The sequence below is a fragment of the Corallococcus exercitus genome (assembly GCF_003611585.1).
GTDB classification, from domain to species: domain Bacteria; phylum Myxococcota; class Myxococcia; order Myxococcales; family Myxococcaceae; genus Corallococcus; species Corallococcus exercitus.
In genome coordinates this window covers 1-17,838 of sequence record NZ_RAVW01000185.1, presented here as the reverse complement: position 1 = coordinate 17,838, position 17,838 = coordinate 1, and the positions used below count along the sequence as shown (strand labels likewise).

17 protein-coding genes and 1 pseudogene are annotated in these 17,838 nt (G+C 70.0%); 8 read left to right on the top strand and 10 right to left on the bottom strand.

The window, feature by feature from the left end; translation table 11 throughout:
* The 4 genes from D7W79_RS22380 to D7W79_RS22365 all read left to right on the top strand — a co-directional run.
* Positions 1-1,481: transporter-like protein (locus D7W79_RS22380; RefSeq protein ID WP_120527422.1), on the top strand; the 1,481-nt coding region annotated here is incomplete at its 5' end.
* A 116-nt stretch (positions 1,482-1,597) separates the two neighbouring features.
* On the top strand, positions 1,598-4,249 hold the full coding sequence (locus D7W79_RS22375; RefSeq protein ID WP_120527421.1) for an efflux RND transporter permease subunit: 2,652 nt from the start codon (positions 1,598-1,600) through the stop codon (positions 4,247-4,249).
* Between the two features lie 100 nt (positions 4,250-4,349).
* Positions 4,350-4,955, top strand: a complete 606-nt coding sequence (locus D7W79_RS22370) for an MXAN_6521/LA_1396 family lipoprotein (protein WP_120527420.1) — start codon at positions 4,350-4,352, stop codon at positions 4,953-4,955.
* A 13-nt stretch (positions 4,956-4,968) separates the two neighbouring features.
* Positions 4,969-5,505, top strand: coding sequence for an MgtC/SapB family protein (locus tag D7W79_RS22365; RefSeq protein ID WP_120527419.1), 537 nt, complete (start codon positions 4,969-4,971; stop codon positions 5,503-5,505).
* A 44-nt stretch (positions 5,506-5,549) separates the two neighbouring features.
* Here the strand turns inward: D7W79_RS22365 and D7W79_RS22360 are convergent, their stop codons facing one another.
* The 9 genes from D7W79_RS22360 to D7W79_RS22320 form a co-directional block, all read right to left on the bottom strand.
* Positions 5,550-5,876, bottom strand: a complete 327-nt coding sequence (locus D7W79_RS22360) for a hypothetical protein (RefSeq protein ID WP_120527418.1) — start codon at positions 5,874-5,876, stop codon at positions 5,550-5,552.
* A 94-nt stretch (positions 5,877-5,970) separates the two neighbouring features.
* Positions 5,971-7,779, bottom strand: coding sequence for a phosphoenolpyruvate--protein phosphotransferase (gene ptsP / locus D7W79_RS22355; RefSeq protein WP_120527417.1), 1,809 nt, complete (start codon positions 7,777-7,779; stop codon positions 5,971-5,973).
* Positions 7,780-7,823: 44 nt separating this feature from the next.
* Positions 7,824-8,102 (bottom strand): HPr family phosphocarrier protein, encoded by a 279-nt coding sequence (locus D7W79_RS22350; RefSeq protein ID WP_014399907.1) that lies wholly within the window; start codon positions 8,100-8,102, stop codon positions 7,824-7,826.
* 33 nt (positions 8,103-8,135) lie between these two features.
* Positions 8,136-8,930: a PTS system mannose/fructose/sorbose family transporter subunit IID gene (locus D7W79_RS22345; RefSeq protein WP_120527416.1), complete on the bottom strand. Its 795-nt coding sequence runs from the start codon at positions 8,928-8,930 to the stop codon at positions 8,136-8,138.
* A complete protein-coding gene (locus tag D7W79_RS22340; RefSeq protein WP_120527415.1) occupies positions 8,927-9,646 on the bottom strand; it encodes a PTS sugar transporter subunit IIC in 720 nt (239 codons plus the stop codon). The genes D7W79_RS22345 and D7W79_RS22340 overlap by 4 nt, the downstream gene beginning before the upstream one ends.
* 4 nt (positions 9,647-9,650) lie before the next feature.
* On the bottom strand, positions 9,651-10,136 hold the full coding sequence (locus D7W79_RS22335) for a PTS sugar transporter subunit IIB (RefSeq protein ID WP_120527414.1): 486 nt from the start codon (positions 10,134-10,136) through the stop codon (positions 9,651-9,653).
* Between the two features lie 33 nt (positions 10,137-10,169).
* Complete coding sequence (locus D7W79_RS22330) at positions 10,170-10,592, bottom strand: PTS sugar transporter subunit IIA (RefSeq protein ID WP_120527413.1); 423 nt, start codon at positions 10,590-10,592, stop codon at positions 10,170-10,172.
* A 416-nt stretch (positions 10,593-11,008) separates the two neighbouring features.
* The gene (locus D7W79_RS22325) at positions 11,009-11,938 is read right to left on the bottom strand and encodes a diacylglycerol kinase catalytic domain-containing protein (protein WP_120527412.1); all 930 of its coding nucleotides are present in this window, start codon (positions 11,936-11,938) and stop codon (positions 11,009-11,011) included.
* 9 nt (positions 11,939-11,947) lie between these two features.
* Positions 11,948-12,967, bottom strand: a complete 1,020-nt coding sequence (locus tag D7W79_RS22320; protein WP_120527411.1) for an SPFH domain-containing protein — start codon at positions 12,965-12,967, stop codon at positions 11,948-11,950.
* Positions 12,968-13,122: 155 nt separating this feature from the next.
* On the opposite strand from D7W79_RS22320, the gene D7W79_RS22315 reads away from it, so the two are divergent.
* From D7W79_RS22315 to D7W79_RS22305, 3 genes are all read left to right on the top strand, one after another.
* The gene (locus tag D7W79_RS22315) at positions 13,123-14,562 is read left to right on the top strand and encodes a GspE/PulE/PilB domain-containing protein (protein ID WP_120527410.1); all 1,440 of its coding nucleotides are present in this window, start codon (positions 13,123-13,125) and stop codon (positions 14,560-14,562) included.
* A gap of 9 nt (positions 14,563-14,571) precedes the next feature.
* Positions 14,572-15,447: a methyltransferase domain-containing protein gene (locus D7W79_RS22310; protein WP_120527409.1), complete on the top strand. Its 876-nt coding sequence runs from the start codon at positions 14,572-14,574 to the stop codon at positions 15,445-15,447.
* Positions 15,448-15,597: 150 nt separating this feature from the next.
* Complete coding sequence (locus tag D7W79_RS22305) at positions 15,598-16,017, top strand: hypothetical protein (RefSeq protein ID WP_120527408.1); 420 nt, start codon at positions 15,598-15,600, stop codon at positions 16,015-16,017.
* A gap of 59 nt (positions 16,018-16,076) precedes the next feature.
* On the opposite strand, the gene D7W79_RS22300 is transcribed toward D7W79_RS22305, so the two are convergent.
* Positions 16,077-17,267: an ATPase, T2SS/T4P/T4SS family gene (locus D7W79_RS22300; RefSeq protein WP_120527407.1), complete on the bottom strand. Its 1,191-nt coding sequence runs from the start codon at positions 17,265-17,267 to the stop codon at positions 16,077-16,079.
* A gap of 171 nt (positions 17,268-17,438) precedes the next feature.
* Between D7W79_RS22300 and D7W79_RS22295 the strand changes: the two are divergent.
* Positions 17,439-17,838: pseudogene (locus D7W79_RS22295) on the top strand (imm11 family protein); the annotation flags it as partial.

Genomic DNA, 17,838 nt, shown 5'->3' with positions numbered 1-17,838 from the left:
ACCGCACCCCGGACCTGTCCTTCCGCGCGTCCCCCTTCCTGCGGCTGCGGCTGGTGTGTGACGCGGTGCTGGCGCGCGACGGGGCCCAGGAGGCGCTGGCGGACCTGGCCCGCGTGGTGGAGGACTGCCGGGGCGTGGTGCGCACCGTCACGCGTCACCTGGAGGAGTCCGGCGTCAGCGTGGACCTGGTGTACCGGCTGGAGCGCATCCGGCACGGCCTGGACCGGATGGAGGCCATCGCCCGGGTGCTGGCCGCGCCCCGCGGCGAGCCCCGGTGGCGCGAGGCGCTGGCGCTGCTGTCGGACCTGCTGGAGCACGCGCACGCGGACCGCTCCGTGCGCGCGCTGGTCAAGCGCAACGCGCGGTTGATGGCCCGTAAAATCATCGAGCGCACCGGCAACACGGGCGAGCACTACATCACGTCCACGCAGGGCGAGTTCCACCACATGGTGCACTCGGCGGCGGGCGGCGGCTTCGTCACCGCGTTCGCCGTGGCGCTGAAGTTCTTCCTCACCGCGTTGCCGCTGGCCCCCTTCTTCGCGGGCCTCTTCGTCGCGCTCAACTACGCGGGCGGCTTCGTGGTGATGCAGATGCTGGGCCTCACGCTGGCCACCAAGCAGCCCTCCATGACGGCCTCCACGCTGGCGGCCGCGGTGGGCGAGGACGCGGGCCTGGACGGCGGCACCCGGCGCATGGAGCGCCTGGCGGCGCTGGTGCCGCGCGTCACCCGCTCGCAGCTGGCGGCCATCCTGGGCAACCTGGGCTGCGTCCTGCCCGTCGCGGTGGCGCTGGGACTGGGCTTCCAGTTCCTCAAGGGCCACGCGTACCTGACCGCGCAGCAGGCGCAGCACGTGGTGGAGACGCTCCACCCCTGGAAGAGCGCGACGCTCCTCTACGCCGCCCTGACCGGCGTGCTGCTCTGGGCCTCCAGCGTGGCCGCCGGCTGGTTCGAGAACTTCATCGTCTACCGCCGCCTGCCGGAGGCGCTCGCCCACCACCGCGTGCTGCGCGCGCTCATGGGCGTGACCGGCGCGCGCAAGGTGGCGGACGCGCTGATGCACCACGCGGCGGGCGTGGGCGGCGGCGTCACCCTGGGCGTGCTGCTGGCGGTGATGCCGGGAGTGGGCGGCTTCTTCGGCCTCCCGCTGGACGTGCGCCACGTCACCTTCTCCTTCGGCGCGCTGGCCTTCGCCGGGTGCGCGCTGGGCCCCTCCGCCGTGATGGAGCCGGGCTTCCTGGCGGCCGTGGCGGGCGTGCTGGTGGTCGGTGTCGTCAACTTCGGCGTGTCCTTCGCGCTGGCCCTGGGCGTGGCCCTGCGCGCCCGCGACGTCCCGGTGCTCGAGGGCCTGCGCTTCTTGGGGGCCGTGGCCCTGCGCTTCCTGCGCAATCCCATCCCCTTCCTCGTCCCGCCCCGGGACGAGCCCGTGCCCCTGGAGACGGAGGCACAGGTCGCCCCCCTGGCCGGGCCTCCGGGGAGCTGACGCGGCAGGCGTTATTCCCGGGGGGTGGGAAGCCCTGTCTCGCGCGGAGGTAGGGCGTTCAGGCATCCCTGGCTTTGCTTCCGGGCGGGGACGTTCGGCGATAGGGTCCCGCGCCCATGAGCGGCAATCCCTCGTCCCATCCCCCGCCCCGTCTCGCCCTCGCCTACGCGGAGATGCTGGTCCGGCGCCCCGGCACCGTCATGACCGTGCTCCTGCTGCTGCTCGGCGTGGCGGTGTGGGGCACGTCGAAGCTGACCATCAACTCCAACCAGCTGGACCTCATCTCCCAGGACCTGCAGGAGGTGAAGGACGTCAAGCGGGTCATCGACATGGTGGGCGGCAGCGGCTTCTTCATGGTCGCGCTGCGCGGCGATGACGAGGCCACGCTCAAGAAGGTGGCGGACGACCTGGCCGTGATGGTGGGCAAGGACAAGGAGCACGCGCGCTCCCTGACCTACAAGATCCCCGTCGAGTTCGTTCAGAACAACATGGTGCTGTTCGTGAAGACGGAGGACCTGGCCGAGGGCAAGCGCCGCATCATGGCGTTCCTCAAGGATCAGATCCGCCGCGCGAACCCCTTCTACATTGAAATCAAGAAGACGGAGCCGGTGAAGCTGGACCTGCAGGACCTGGTCGACAAGTACTCCAGCGTTGGCAACAAGAGCATCGCGGACGACTACTACATCTCCCAGGACCGCAAGCTGCTGCTGCTCCTCATCAAGCCGATGTGGGACACCAACCAGATTGGCCAGACGAAGCAGTACGTGGACAAGCTGCGCGGGGACCTGGCCGAGTACTCCAAGAGCAACGCCGCGGGCGTGCAGCTGGTGGAGGACTACTACAAGATGGGCGACAAGAAGACGGTCGCCTACGGCTTCACGGGCTCCTACAAGACGGCGGTGGACGACTCGTACGCCATCGAGGACTCGCTCCAGCCGGTCACCATCATCGCGCTCGTCGCCATCTTCGCCATCACCATCGCGTTCTTCCGCAAGTGGGCGCCCACGCTCATCGTGGTGAGCGGCACGGTGGCGGGCACGCTGTACACGCTGGGCTTCACCTACGCGACGCTGGGTGAGCTCAACATGATCACCTCCATCCTGGGCGGCATCCTGATGGGGTTCGGCATCGACTACGGCATCCACTTCATCTTCCGCACGCGCCTGGAGCTGGGCGCGGGCAAGCGCTACGACGTGGCCATCCGCGACGCGGTCATCAACGCGGGCCGCCCGGCGCTGGTGTCCGCGGTGGTGGTGGCCGGTTCGTTCTACGTGCTGATGGTGAGCGAGTTCAAAGGCTTCTCCCAGTTCGGCTTCCTGGCCGGCACCGGCACGCTGATGCTGGGCTTCACGCTGTTCTCCTGGTGCCCCGCGCTGCTGGCGCTGGCCGGCCGCAAGAACCCGGAGCTGCCGCAGAAGCTCATCGGCGTGATGAAGCCGCCGCCCGCGACCAGCGCGTCCGGCAAGGAGCTGCGCATCCCGCGTCCCGGCCTGGTGCTGGCGGTGGGCTGCGTCATCGTCGCGGTGGTGTGCGGCGCGGCCATCCCGTGGAAGAGCGGCGAGCCCCCGGCGGACGCGGGCTTCTTCGCGCGGCTGCCGTACGGCGTGCGCTTCAACTACAACACCCGCGCGCTGATGCCGGCGAACCAGCCGTCCGTGGTGCTGCAGGATGAAATCAACGCGCGCTTCAAGATCGCCAGCGACCCGCTCGCCGTCTACACCAAGGACCTGGCGGAGACGGAGGCCCTCTACAAGGAGCTGACGACCGACCCGAAGAAGCGCCCCGCCATCTCCCAGGTGATGAGCCTCTTCACCTTCGTGCCGCCGGAGGGCATTGCCCAGGCGAACGCCAAGATTCTGGAGGAGTGGCAGGAGGAGCTGAAGGACATCGACGTGAAGGCGCTGCCGCCGGAGACGCAGGAGAAGGCGGCCCTGTTCTTCAAGATGCTGGAGGCCCGGCCCTTCGACGTGCACCACGTGCCGGAAATCTACGCCTCGCAGTTCCGCCACCTGCCCACCACCAGCCCGGAGAACCACGGCTACCTCACGTTCATCTACCCGAGTGTGGACCTGTGGGACGGCAAGCAGATGCTCCAGTTCGCGGACCAGACCAGCTCCATCAAGGGCATGGTGACGCCGGGCAAGTTCACGCCGGGCGGGCCCACGGGCGCGCCGGTGGAGAAGGAGTTCCGCGCCGCGGGCGCCACGCAGCTGTACGCGTCGCTGGCGCGCATGGTGCTCAAGGACGCGAAGCTCACGGTCATCCTCACCGCGCTGTGGATCCTGGTGATGCACTTCGCGGACTTCCGCAACGCGAAGCTGGCGCTGGCGTCCGTGATTCCGCTGACGGTGGGCCTGGCGATGATGATGGGCTTCATGGCGCTGTTCGACCTGCGCCTGAACTTCATGAACATCATCATCCTGCCCATCCTCCTGGGCTTCGGCGTGAGCCACGGCCTCTACCTCCTGCACCGCTTCCTGGAGGGCACGTCCCCGCTGGTGGCGCTGCGCAGCGTGGGCGCGGCAGTGGCGTCCTCCACGCTGACGGCGGTGGCGGGCTTCGCGGCGCTGCTGGTGGCCAGCCACAACGGCCTGCGCTCCATGGGCCTCGTGGCCTGCATCGGCCTCATCACCACGCTGCTGGTGTCCTTCACGGTGCTGGCGGCGGTGATGCAGCTCATGCACGACAAGCGGCAGAAGGACGCGGGACGTTCGCAAGAGGGCGGTTCCGCCCCGGGCGGTGATTCGTCCTCCACACGCGCCGCCTGACAACGCGAAAGAAGCGCTTAGTATCCGCGCCGGACCTCACGGCCCCGCCTTCCCCCAAGGGAAGCGCGGGGCCGCTCTTTTTCTTCGGGAGCTTCAAGCCATGGGGACGTTCAAGCGGGTGGGCGCGGTGCTGGGCCTGATGGTGCTCACGGGCTGCGCGAGCACGGTGAAGAGCCAGCGGCTGCGCGACGACTACGCGACGGTGGACCGGCAGCAGGTGAAGCGGCTGGCGGTGGTGACGCAGCCGTTCCCCCAGGGACAGCAGTACATCGGCGACCTGTGGAGCCTCATCGCCCGGCAGTGGCTGAACCAGAACCGGGACTACCTGGTGAAGGCCAACACGTCCCTGCCCGAGCGCCCCACGGACCCGACCTTCAAGGACCAGTGCGTGGAGGGCATCGAGGGCGTGCTCTGGCTGGACCCGACGGTGAAGCGCGTGGGTGACGGCGCGGAGGTGGCGCTGAAGGCGCAGCTGTTGCGCTGCCGGGACGGCCAGGAAGTGTGGGCCGCGGAGGCGGGCGGCAGCTGGGACTCCGAGGACAAGAAGTACGTGGAGCGCAAGGAGCAGTACGTGAAGGAGCTGGGCCCGGACGTGGAGCCCTACGTGGTGCCTTCGTACAAGCTGCTGGTGGCCACGCTGGACACGCTGCCCAATCCCGAACTGAACGAGGCGGACAAGGACGAGAAGATCGACCTGGGCGAGTAGCGTCGCGCCCCAAGTGGATCCTCAAGTCATCATCGGGCGCCTGGTGCTGGCCACGTTCCTGGGCGGCGTGCTGGGCGTGGAGCGCGAGGCGCGCAACCAGGCCGCGGGGCTGCGCACGCACACGCTGGTGGCGCTGGGGGCGTGCTGCTTCACGCTCTCCAGCGTGTACACGGAGGAGTTGCTCCGGGCGGGCGCGAACCCCAGCGGCACGCAGACGGACATCAGCCGCATCGCCAGCCAGATTGTCGTGGGCATCGGCTTCCTGGGCGCGGGCGTCATCCTGCGCCACGGGGGCTCCGTGAAGGGGCTCACCACCGCGGCCAACCTCTGGGTGACGGCGGCGGCGGGCCTGGCCTGCGGGCTGGGCCTCTACCTGGCCGCCAGCGCTACCGTGGCCCTGGCCCTGCTGTCCCTGGTGGTGCTGCGCCCCGTCTCCCGCCTGCTGACGCCCGACGAGGAACGCCACGGCGGACACCGCAGCCAGCGCTCCGGCGGCGGAAACGACGAGGACGGGCCCCCCTCAGGTGAGGAGGAGTCCCGTCCCGATTGAAGCGCGGCGGGCGTGCGGACGCCCGCGGGTGGGCCCCCAGGCCTCTACTCCAGGGGCACCAGCGCGCCCGTCAGGTCGTGCGTGTAGGCCACCGGCCGGTGCGCCGCGTCCGGGTGGCATTTGTCGTCGTCCAGGTCCAGCGCGCCCTCGGCCAGCATGGCGCCCGGGAGGCTGGCCAGGTCCCGGCGCAGGTAGACGTCATCCCCGTCCAGGTCCGCGACGTCGGAGAAGCGCACGGGGTACTCCCGTTCGAAGATGCGCCCCTTGCCGATGGTGAAGCCGCGCGGGTCTACCGCGACGATGCCGCCGAGCGCTTCGCCGTCCCGGTCCCGCACCGTCATGCCCCGCTGAATGTCCGTTGGCTTGAACACGCTGCTGCCTCCTGCATCCGTGTCCGGCCAAAGTGTGCACTCAGCCTGGAAACGGCGACCCCCTCCCGCCGCATTCAGCCGGGGGGAGCAGGGCCTACACGGGCTCCGGTTCCGGGTCGTGCGCCGGCGACAGCAGCGAGCCCTCCTGGCCGCTGAAGCGCCGGTCCATCTCCGTGCGCACGAAGCGCTCGATCTCCTCCGCGGTGGTCAGCTCCATCGCGCCCTGGAGCATCTCCACCGCTTCACTCCGGCTCACCCGGCGCATCAGGCGCTTCACCACCGGAATCTGCCCGGACGTCATGGACAGCTCGTCGAAGCCCAGCGCCAGCAGCACCAGGGTGAAGAGCGGATCGCCCGCCATCTCGCCGCACATGGAGACGGGGATGTTGGCGCTCTTCGCCGCGTCCACGATGCCCTGGAGCATGCGCAGCACCGACAGGTGCAGCGGCCGGTAGAGGTACGCGACCTCCCGGTTCTGGCGGTCGATGGCGAGCGAGTACTGGATGAGGTCGTTCGTCCCGATGGAGAAGAAGTCCGCCTCCTGCGCCAGCCGGTCCGCGATGGTCGCCGCGCTGGGCGTCTCCACCATGATGCCCACCGGGAAGCGCTTGCCCACCGGCACCCCCGCGCGTCCCAGCGCCGTGCGGCACGCCTCCAGCTCACTGCGCGCCTCGCGCAGCTCACTGACGCCGCAGATGAGCGGGAACATCAGGCGCAGGTTGCCGTGCACGCTCGCGCGCAGGAGCGCGCGCAGCTGGACGCGGAACAGCTCCCGGTTGGACAGGCAGTAGCGGATGGCCCGCAGGCCCATGGCCGGGTTGGGTTCCTTCTCGTGCTTCGTCTTGCCCGGTACCTTGTCGCCGCCCAGGTCCAGCGTGCGGATGGTGACGGGCCGGCCGCCCATGGCCTCCAGCACCTGCTTGTAGGCGCGGTAGTGCTCCTCCTCCGTGGGCGCCGTCTTGCGGTCCAGGAACATGAACTCCGTGCGGTACAGGCCGATGCCCTCCGCGCCGTGCGCCAGCAGCGAGGGGATCTCCTCCAGGAACTCCATGTTGCCGTTGAGCCGGATGCGGAAGCCGTCCGTGCTCACCGCGGGCTGGTCCTTCGTGGCCAGCGCCAGCTGCTCGCTCTCCAGGTAGCGGCGCTGCTCCTCCCGGAAGAGCGCCAGCTGGTCCTCCGTGGGGTTCACCAGCACCACGCCGCGCGTGCCGTCCATGGCCACCAGGTCGCCCGGCGAAATCTGCTCGCTCGCGCGCCCCGCGCCCACCACCGCGGGCGTCTCCCGCGCGCGGGCGACGATGGCGGTGTGGCTGGTCTGTCCGCCCAGGTCGGTGACGAAGCCCGCCACGCGGCCGCTGCGAGCCATCATCGCGGCGTCCGCGGGCGGCAGGTCATGCGCGACGACAATGGCCTCCGCCGGCACCTCCACGTCCTCGTCCACCACCTGGCCCATCAGGTTGCGGATGATGCGGTCCGCGACGTAGTCCACGTCCGAGCGGCGCTCGCGGAAGTACTCGTCCGGGATGTTGTCGAAGAGGTGCTTGATCTTCCGGGCCGTGCGGCGCACCGCCCACTCCGCGTTGATGCGGTCCTCCACGATGAGGCGGTTCACCTCGTCCACGAGCATGGGGTCGTGGAGCATCAGCCGGTGCGCCTCCAGGATGAGGGCGTGGTCGCTGCCCTCCGTGCGGGTGATCTGGTCCTTCAGCTCCGCGAGCTGGCGGTCGGACAGGTCGATGGCGGTCTTCATCCGCATCCGCTCGGGTTCCACCTCCGCGTCCGCCAGGCGCAGCTTGGGCGTGCGGATGCGCTTCCGGTCCAGGATGAAGGCGTGGCCCACCGCCACGCCCGGGGAGGCGCCGATGCCCGTCAGCCTGAGTGTAGGGGTGGCCTGGCTGCTCACGGTTTTCCTGACCTCTTAGGGGAGTCTACCTCCCCTTTCGACGCTCACTGCGCTTCGCCAAACCGGTCCTCGATGAGCTTTTTCAATTCGGACAGGCAGGCCTCGGCGTCCTCACCCTTGCAGGTGAGCTTCACCTTCGTGCCCTGGGCCGCCGCGAGCATCAGCACGCCCATGATGGACTTGGCGTTGGCGCGCTGCCCGGAGGCCTGGATGGAGACCTCGCTCTTGAAGCGGTTGGCCACCTTGACCATCTGCGCCGCGGCCCGGGCGTGCAGCCCCAGCGCGTTGATGATCTCGAAGGTTCCCTCGGCTTCACTGGCCATCGTGCGACTCCTACCTCTCGAAGGTGTTCGTACTCACAGAAAGGCGCCCGCCGCGCAGGCCAATCCCGCCGCGACGTAGAGGACCACGTAGGTGGGGACGCGCCGGTTGACGAGCACGTACGCCAACACGCCCACCGCCAGGCACCCCACCGCCAGGAACGGCGCCCAGGTGCCGCCCGCCGTCGTCCCGAAGCTCACCGCCAGCCACGCGGCCAGCCCGCCCGCGCTCGCCGCCGCCACGCCCCTCAACCGCGCGCCCTTGGCGGGAAGGTTCACCCGCGCCACGGCCTCCACCAGCCGGTCTCCCAGGCTCAGGCCCAGCCAGTACAGCCGGATGCGCAACAGCAGGTGCACCAGGTTGTAGAGCACCAGGAAGAGCACCACCGCCCAGACGCCCAGCAGGGGCACCATCGCCGCGCACAGGCCGCCCACCGCGGGCTTGAGCGACAGCCAGAAGAACCCGTCCCCCAGCGCCGCGAGCGGCCCCATCAGCGCCGCCTTGAAGCCCACCACCCGGTCCGGCGTCTCCTCTCCCCGGGCAATCTTCTGCTCGTGGTTCACCACGCCGCCCACGATGGCAGCGGCCACGTACGGGTGCGTGTTGAAGAAGACCAGGTGACGGCGCACCGCCGCCTCGCGCTGCGGGCCCGGCGGGTACAGCCGCTCCAGCGCGGGGTACACGGCGTACGCGAGCCCCAGGTTCTGCATGCCCTTGGGGTTCCACGACGCCTGGAGGAAGAGCGAGCGCAGGAAGACGCGCAGCACCGTGCCCCGCGACAGCCGCGCGGGCGGCGTGAAGGCGGGAGCGGGCGTCGGCTGCACGCTCATGGCCGCTGCTCCTGCAGCCGCACCAGCACCACCGCCGCGGTGACGGCCGCCGCGGCGAGCCCCGCGTACAGGGGCGCGCGCTTCGCGTGGCTGGACTGCGCGGCGATGGCCGCCGCCACGGACGCCATGGCCGGGTACGCCCAGGCGAGCCCCCGCACCAGCGGGTGCGGCAGCGCCACCATCACCGGCTCCAGGAAGTAGCCGGCCAGCGCGCACGCGCCGGTGATGGCGCCGTAGCACGCGAAGTGCGGCCACATGCCCCACAGGTTCTGCCGCATGGCGCGCGTGAGGTTGCCCGCCTCCGCGGACGCCAGCGCCACGCGCGCGAGCCGGGCGGAGTAGCCCTCCAGCAGCCGGTCCAACCGGCGCCCCACCCGCCCCAGGCCGATGAACAGCAGCACGGCCAGCGACCAGATGGCCGGCGTGGAGCCCGCGCCGGTGGCGGCGGTGAGGGTGGCGGCGGCGGCGGCGGTGCCGGTGGCCGCGACGGTGTCGTTCTCCGGCAGGGAGGCGCCCAGGTTGGCGGTGCCCAGGTAGAACAGCTCCAGCAGCATGCCGACGGACAGGCCCCCGCCCACGTCACCCAAGAGGGCGCCCATGAACGTGGCGGCCACCAGGGGCCGGGACAGCATGGCCTGCAGGAACGCCTTGCGCTCCACGGCCACCAGGCCCCCCCAGAGACACGCGAGCGCCACCTGGGTCCAGCCGACGTTCACCGGCTCACCCGGCCTTCGACCAGCGCTCGGTCAGGTCCGGCAGGTCCACGGACTTCTCCGCGGGCACGGCGCGCGCTTCCACGCGCACGCCCTGCGCGGACAGCTGCTGGAGGGCCTGCAGCTCGCCCTCCGCCAGGAAGACGGACGGCGACACCTGCCGCCGGCCGGTGCCGAAGTGCACGTTGCCCAGGTTGAGCTGGTCCATCACCAGCCCGTGCTGGAAGGCGAACGGCACGGAGGCCACGTCCCTCAAGAGCACCAGGGTGCGCACGCCGTCCTTGGACAGGGCGGTGAAGTCCACCTGGGCGAGGGGAAGGATCTGCACCTCGATGGCGCTCTGCACGGCGAGCGCCATGGCGGCACGGATAAGGGGACTGGAGGCCGCCTCATCGTCCGCCACCACCACACGGGACACCTTGAGGTGGGGGAGCCAGGCTTCGACGACCTGACCATGGATGAGGCGGTTGTCGACGCGGACCAGGGTGATCACGGCAGTCTCGAATCGCCGACCCGTACGGGTCCGTCAAGTTCGCGGCTGCTGCTGGGCCTCGCGAAGCAGGGCGGATGCACAGGTGATGTTGCGCTGGCCGTACGACGCCAGCTGGTTGGCCATGTCCGACAGGGCCATCTGCTCCGAACGGAGCGAGTTGGCCTTCAGCAGCATGGGCAGATTGACGCCGGCCAGCACTTCCAGATTCATCCGCTGACACATCATCAGCGATTCCTTGCAGGGGGTACCTCCGAAGAGGTCGGCCATGATGATGACGCCGTCCCCTTCGTCCACGGCCTTGACCGCGAGCTTCATCTTGGCGCGGAGGTCCTCGACGGGAGCCCCCGGCTCGATGTTGCAGGTGGCCACGGCGGGCAGCTTGCCCACGATCTGTTCAGCGGTGGAGACAAGCTCATCCGCGAGACGACCGTGCGATGCGATGACGAGGCCGACCATTGATCACCCCTGAGCAACTTCCCGGGAGTTTTGCGTCCTACGCCCATCAACGACCGGACGCAACTCCTGCGAAGTTTTCCGCCTGCACCTGGGACTGCTTCCCCAACGACTACGCTTCGAAGGTAAGGCGACTGCGCCCACCATGCCTGGAATTTCAGGTCCGGGGAAGGGACACGGTGTCGTCTGCCGGACGGGGAGCCGGGCGCGGTCTCCCCACGCTGTAGAGATGCACGGCGCCCCCGCGCGATGCGTGCCCTCCGGTGCGAGTCCGCGCTCCCCGCTCGGTGGGTAGGAAGGCGGGCGGGCCATCGTGCGGAAGCGGCCGTATCACCCGGAAATCCCGGGAGGCCGCGCGAGGTCCGAGGGTACTCGGGGCGTCCCGGATTCCTGGGACCTGTCGCATCGGGTGCGGTGTCTCAGTGGACGACCAGGCGTGCCCTCTGCTCGGCCGGCCGGATGCGCGCGGTGGCGCCAGCGCCGAAGGTGAGGAAGTCCTCCTCCATGCCGTCGCTGAAGATGACGCCGCCCTGGGGCATGCGGGACTCCAGCACCAGCTCCTCCTGAGCGGTGACGAAGCCGCCGACGATGTCCGCGCCCGAGTGGCGGCTGACGAAGGGCTCGCGCACGACGAAGGCGAGCCGCGCGTCCTCCCAGCCGAGCTTCCAGGGCTTCCCCGGCGTGCCGCCCGTGCATTGGGTAAGGCCCCGCGCGAGCGCGAACACGGACGACAGCCACCCGCTGGAGCCCGCGCCGGTGGACACGAGCACGCCGCTGGAGGACTGCGACTCCTCGCGGCCGCCGTAGCGGACCTCGTAGCGGGCGGACACGTGCGTGCGCGCGCCGATGAACAGGTCGTTGAAGGCGAGCAGCCGCTGGCCGTCCTGGAGCCGCGCCTCCGCCAGTTGCACCTGGCGCACGTTGGCGCGGCCCTCCAGCGTCTTCAGCACCGCGCTCCGGGCGTCGCGCGGGAGGAAGGGCAGGAGCACACCGTCGAAGCGCGCGGGGTCCGGGTTCACGCCCACGAGCGGCTGGCTGCCCACGTACTTGGCCACGTTGGCGACGAGGCCGTCCTGCCCCACCGCCACGACAACCTCCTTGCCGGTGAAGAGGAAGGTGGGCACGAGCGAGCGGTCCACCTGCTGCACCGGCAGCCCCACGTCCAGCCGCGAGCGCAGGCCGTCCACCGCGCGGCGGTAGGTGTCGTCCTCCGCCTCGAACCCGTTGAAGTCCTGGCCGGCGCGCTCCACGTAGAACTTCGCCTGCTTCTTCGTATTGAAGCGCACCACCAGGTCCGCCAGCCGCGTCTTGCGCGTGACGAGCACCACCTTCTCGAACGGGGCATTCATGGCGGGCCTTCAGCGGTCGCGGGGGTCGAAGGGTTGGACGTCCGCGCGGCCGGGCTTGTGCGGCCGGGTCTGCTTCGAGTCCGCGGGCAGCAGCGAGCGCAGCAGGTCCGGCGACACGTTGAGCTCGCCGATGCGCTCCGCGTTCTCGCCCATCTCGCGGAAGGCCAGGGCGATGTTCAGCGCCGGGTCGCCGCCGTTGGCGGACGTGGCCAGCAGCGTCTTCCAGTCCATGTTGCGCACCGGCTCCAGCGTCTTCTCCAGGGTGTACGCGCGCGCGTCCGCGGACTGGCGCTCGTTCTGGACCCAGCGCTCCATGAGGGCGGCGCGCTGCTCCTCCACGGAGATGTCCGCGGCCATCTTCGCCTCGCGAATCTGGCGCTGGCGCTCCTCCACCACCAGCTCCGTGGCCAGCTCGCTCTCCTTGATGCGCCGCTCCTGCTCCACGGCCGCGTTGCGGCGGGCATAGATGGCCTCGTCCGCTTCCCGCTGGAGCCCCTCGCGCGCGGCGGCCTCCAGGGCGCGCGCCATCTCCGGTGTGGGGGCGATGGAGAGCACGGAGAAGGCCATCACGTGCACGCCCAGCGCCTTCACGGACTCGGCCTCCGCCAGCGCCGCCAGCACGCGGGCCTCCAGCATGTCCGACCGCACCAGCACCTCGCGCAGGCTCAGGGACTGCACCACCGCGCGGGCGCGCACCTGCGCGGCCTGCACCAGCCGGTCCGCCAGCTTCTCCGGGTCATCCGAGCGGTGACGCCCCGACGGCGTGATGGAGTAATCCAGGAGCCCCGCGAGCTTGCGCGGGTCGTCCACCCGGTACGTCAGCTGCCCCTGCACCGTCACCGGCTGGAAGTCCCGGGTGACCTCGTTGAAGGCGAACGGCACGTCCGCGCTCGACAGCGGCACCGCCACCAGCGTCGTCGCCGGCTTCCAGTAGAGGAACGACAGGCCCGCGCCTTCACGGACCACCTCGCCGTCCCGGTACTGCATCACGTACGTGGTCGGCGTTGACTTCATGTACCCGAAGAACATCCGCGCATCCCCCTCACCTGCTGCGTCATGTTTGTGTAACTTCGACACCATCTTAGTGTCATCCATACACGTTCACAACAGAGAATGGGGAAAGCGGTGTAGGTGGCGTGGATGCCGGTGGACGGGGTGGGCTCGGGCGTCCTTGAATCGGGGGCATGACGCGCAAGCTCGGGGAGCAGTTGGTCCTGGATGGAGTGCTGACGCCGGAGCTGTTGTCCCGGGCGCTCGCGCGGCAGCAGGAGACGGGGCTGAAGCTGGGCGAGTGCCTGGTGCGGCTGGGCGTGGACGAGACGCCGGTGCTGCGGCTGCTGGCGCAGGAGCTGAAGACGCGCTTCGTGTCCACGGAGAAGCTGGCGCAGGCGAAGGTGGACGCGGGCCTGCTGGAGCGCGTTCCGGTGCGGCTGGCGGAGGGCTTCGACTTCATGCCGCTGCGGCTGGCGCAGGACGTGCTGTACGTGGCCATCTCCGAGCCGCAGCGGCAGCGGGCGCTGGAGGAGATCGCGAAGACGGTGGGCGTGGCGCAGGTGCTGCCGTTCGTGGCGGTGCGAAGGTCCATCCGCGCGGCCATCCGCAAGCACTACTACGCGGACGCGAACGCCTTCGAGCATCCGCCGGAGGACCTGGTGTGTCCGCACTGTGGTGCGTCCTGCAAGCCGGGAGACTTCCAGTGCGCGCGCTGTGAGCTGCTGCTCGTGCGGAGCGTGGAGGACCTGCCGCCCCGGGACAACGTGTCGCTGGTGCGCGCGCTGCTCACGAAGCCCGAGCAGACGGGAGCGCGCGGCGTGCCCCGTCCGCCCCAGCAGGAGGCGACGCGGGTGGTGTCGTTCCAGGCGCAGGCCACGGCGAAGAAGGGGCCTCCGGTGCGCCCGGTCATCGTCGCGGGGCTGGACCTGGTGAACCAGCCGCTGAGCCCGTTCGAGGCGTACGTGCTGTCGTTCGTGGACGGGCGCACGGCGCTGTCGGACATGGCGATGATCACCCAGCTGACGGAGCTGGAGCTGCGCGCGGTGTTCGAGTCGCTGTCGGAGCGCGGCGTGACGAAGCTGGTGGGCACGCTGGCGTCGGTGGATGCGTCGTTCTCCGGGGATGGCACGCCCGTGTTCGGACAGAAGCCGAAGGCATCGGCCTCCGGGGAGACGTCGTTTTCGGGGGATGGTACGCCTGTGTTCGGGCGCGGTGAGCCGAAGGCGTCGGCTCCGGCGGGAGCACGTCCACCGCCGATGCCGGCCGTGACGTTGGGGGCGGCGTTGACGGCGAAGCCTCCCGCCGTGCCCCCGCCTTCAGCGCCCCGGAAAGAGGACGCACAGGAAGAGGTGCTCCAGCGCGTCGTGCGGCTGGAGCAGGCGGGGAAGCTGGCGGAGGCGCTGGACCTGCTGGAGCGCAGCATCGGGCTGCTGCCGAAGCCCGCGCCGCTCTACAACCGCATGGGGATGATCCTCCTGAACCACCAGCGCGACTACGAACGCGCCAGTGCCTTCTTCCAGAAGGCCTCGGACCTGGAGCCGGAGAACAGCGTCTACACGATGAACCTGTACTCCGTGCTGGCCCTCACCGCCGAGGCCACGAACGCGGGGCAGAAGAAGCCCCGGCGCTGAAAGGTGCCCATGCCCTCCCCTTCCGAGTCCTACCTGCTCGACTTCCATGCGCGCCTCGCGGGGGTGACTTCACGGTGGTTCGCGGACGCGCCCGTGCAAGCGGAGGCAGCTTCACGCGGGTTTACGACGAGCTCCGTGCGGCAGCCGGGCGAGACGGCTTCTTCGACCTATGCATTGCTGGAGGCCGTGGTGCCTGGAGATGCACGGCCCCTGACGGTGCTCGACCTGGCGTGTGGGGATGGGCACCTTCTGGAGCTGCTTGCTCGAAGGAAGCAGCCCGGGATGTCCCTGGTCGGGCTCGACATGAGCGCGCATGAACTGGATGCGGCACGGGCGCGGTTGAACGGCGCGGCGACGCTGATTCAAGGGCGGGCGCAGTCGCTTCCGTTCGGGGATGCCAGTGTCGACGTGGTGCTGAGCCACCTGGCGCTCATGCTGATGGATGACGTGGAGACCGTGCTCGCGGAGCTGCTGCGCGTGCTGAAGCCGGGCGGCCAGGTGTCCATCGTCGTGGGTGGAGACATGGTGCCGGGCCAGGCGCTGGAGGTGTTCGCCGCGCTCTTGAAGCCCGTGCTGAGCGCGGAGGCGGTTCCTCCCGCGAAGCTGGGCGACGCGCGGGTCCGCTCCGTTGATGGGCTGCGGGAACTCTTCGCCAAGGGCTTCGCGGACGTCACGGTGCGGTCCCTCTCCGTTCAGGGCGATGGGTCGCCCCGTGAAGTCTGGGAGTCGCTGCTCACGACGTATGACGCGGACCGTTTGTCTCCGGCGGCGCGGGCGTCCCTGGAGGCCGCCTTCCTCCAGGCCGTGGAGCCGCTGCGACGCTCGGATGGCAGCGTTCCATTGCGCTGGGGGATGCGTCAGCTGACCGCGATTCGGCAGCGCTGATCAGCTCCCGAGGACGGACAAGGAGTGACGGTTCCCCGCGGGTGTTCTCGCAACCGCGCATGTCGTGGCGACCATCGCATTGGCGCGCCGCACAGACAGTGTCCGCGGACCGCGGTTGTCAGGCTTCAGGCCGTAAGATGATGTTTCTTCATGTCCGCGCCCCCGTCCTGGCATCGCTGGAGTTCTGCCGCTGTCTTCATCTGGCTCTTCGGCATCCCCCACTTCTTCCCGCTCCTGGGGGTCTACATGCTGATGTTCAACAAGCAGTTCCCCTTGGGGATGGCGCTGGGTTTCACCGTCACCGGCCTTTTTCTGGGCCTTGTTCAATGCTTCTGGCGCGGCTTCAAGGCGCTGCTGATCACCCCAGTGTTCTTCACCCTGGCATACGCGCCCATCCCGCTGGCCCTGAACCTGGTGCAGTCTCGTATGTTCTTTGGTTCGCTGGCGGTATTCGCCGTGCCCTGGTCCTGTTGCGTGATTCTGCTAGGCCAGTGGCTGCTCGACCGTTGGTGTGCGGGCCCTCCCGCGATGACGCCGCGTCGTCCCCCCTACAACACCGCCCGATTCTGACCGCGCCGAAGAACTCCGCGATCGCCTGTTCGTCACCTTGGCGTCGATCCCAACCCGCCTCACCCGGGCGGCGTCCACGGGACGACACGCAGTTTGTTGCTTTCTTCCTGGGGCTTCGTCTCGTGGAGCGTCATCGCGAGGGCACCCGCGTCGCGCGTGTGGTGCACGATGAGCGCAGGGACGGGCAGGCCCGGCATGGCTTCCGTCAGCCAAGCGTAGCCCTCCTCGGGGGTCTTCGCTTCCAGGACGCTGACCGCCGCGTGGCCCGTGAAGGCCGCGTTGCAGAGCATCTGCATGTCCTCCAGCGTGCGCACCTCGTCCGCGAAGACGAGGTCCGGGTCCTGCCGCAGGAACGAACGCAGCGCCTGCGCCAGCTTCAGCTCCGGGCCCACCTTCACGATGCCGACAGCGCCTCCCGGCCCGCCCTTCGGCTCCTCCACCGCCGCCAGCGCGTGAACGTTGTCCGGCAGCGCGTCCATCACCGCCCGCAGGGTCGTGCTGCGGCCCGTGCCGGAGGCGCCCGTGAGCAGCACCGGCTGTCCGTTGAACAGCGCCTTGTCCAGGCGGTTGAAGAGGCCGGTGAGGAACGCCGCGGAGTCGGTGGAGAGTGGGAGGCTGGAGACGCTCGGGTACGCTTGGCGCATCTCCCGGTCCCGGGCCACCGCCGTGGTCCAGGTGCCCAGCGCATCCTCGCGGAACGACACCCGGAACTCGATGTCCGGATCCGCCGCGCCCGCCGGGAAGGACACCGTGCCCCGGTCGGGCATCACCGGGTTTGCGCCCCGCTTCGCATACGCAGCCAGCGCCTTCCCCAGTGAGGGGTACAGCGCGTAGGCCATGGGCTGACGCACCGGCACCCGCTCCGCGCCGAGCAGGCCCACCGTGCCCGGCGTGTCGTTCGCGATGAAGAACAGCGTGATGCCCGCGTTGATCACGCGGCCGGCCGTCGCCGCGTCGGCTTCATCGCGGCCCGCTGCCCCGCGCGCATCGTCCGCATCCTCGCCTTCGGAGTCCTCGTCTGCGTCCTCGTCCGCGGCGCTGTCCGTGTCATCCGCCGCCCAGACGGAGAACATCGCCGCGCCCGTGCTGCCCGCGACGTCGAAGAGCGCCGCCGCCAACGCTTCGGGCGTCTTCGGGGCGGCGACCCTTCCAGCCGGCGCCCTGCCCGCCTCCTTCAGCCCCTGGAGCAGGCTGGCGAACACGGCTTCCGGCGTCTCGGGGGCTTCGGACTTCGGGCTCGGAGGCGTCATGGGCGCGGACCATGGCATGGCCCATCGCGGCCCGACCACGGCCGAAACAGCCCCTTCCGCCATGCCCCCACATGCGCCGCTCCCGGACGGCTGCCGGCCTGCCTTGAGAACGGGCGAGGAAGCCCCACGGTAGGGGCTCCCCTCCAGCGGGCGCTTGGGTAACATCGCTTGATGTTCAGGCGTCTCACCAACGCGCTGCGACGGCTGTGGCAACGCCCTGCCGAAAGCAGCCCTCCGGACCGGCAGAGCCCGGCCGGCGGTACCGAGCCCGCCGCCGCCTCGCCCCGGCGCTCGCGAGCGTCGGTCGCGGAGGAGCCCTCGCCGCAGGCGAAGCACGGCACCAGCCGTCCCCGCCGCCCGGCCGTCCGCATCGTCGCGCACGGGGCCACTTCGCACGTCAGCAACCGCAAGGTCCGCCGAGCCGGCGTCACCGCCACCCGCTTCTACGACCTGCACGACGACTTCCGCGCCCCCGGCCGCTGGGAGCCCGGCGACCCGCTGGACCTGGAGGACAAGGTGGTGGGCGACGTGTGGATGTTCACCGCCGGGCGCCCCGTGGACCCGCCCGGGC